1 protein-coding gene is annotated in these 757 nt (G+C 41.7%); it reads right to left on the bottom strand.

All coding sequences use genetic code 11. From position 1 onward, the window contains the following. On the bottom strand, window positions 1–607 hold a 607-nt coding region (locus ACZW67_RS14320; protein ID WP_465183809.1), incomplete at its 3' end, for a hypothetical protein. Window positions 608–757 lie beyond the last annotated feature (150 nt).

The following is a 757-nucleotide window of genomic DNA, read 5'->3' on the forward strand; positions in this document are numbered from 1 at the left end:
AGCCACTGGCGGTGGCAACCGCATCACCCGCAGCGGCCTGACCAAGCTCTAGATTCGCTGAGTCTGACACGCTTGGGGCTGTTGGGGCGGCGTTATTAGAACTACCGCCAGAACCACCACCAGAAAGTGCTGCGCCTGCTAATCCAAGACCCGCCAATCCAGCTAGCCATGGTAATGCACCAAAACCTCCAAATTCTGTCGCACCTACCCACCAAGGTGTAGCATATTCCTCTCCACCCAACGCTTGCCCCTGTACTTCACCCAATTGCAACTCAGTGACAAAATCTGTTACTTCTCCAGTATTGGGAATGTAGTAATAATAGTTACCATTTTCAGCGATACCGATGAGCGCACTATCGATACCATCATAAAACCCTTCCATAATAAGTTCGGGATTTTCGCTATTCTCTTCAAAAGAAACGTGAAGGTCGTTACTTACCCGCTTAGTTACCATATGATGTGGAGCATAACCCGTTGATTCATCAAGCAGTTCGTAGTTCACTTTGTCAACAGCTTTTATTATTGTAGTTTTGCCGTCCTGCGTAATGACTTTGTGCTCAGAAATCGTTTGTAATTGGTCATTTGTTTTGATAATTATAGTATTCATAACATCATCCTTAATTAATTATAAGTCAAAGAAATATCAATATAAAACTAGAATTTAATTTGATTAAAAAACATCTGAATAGTGCTACGTATTTTCTTATTTACTACTTTTCATATCGAAGAAAATAGCTTCTATGTCCCACCAGTCAAC

The sequence above is a fragment of the Psychrobacter sp. TPE 89C genome (assembly GCF_055522395.1).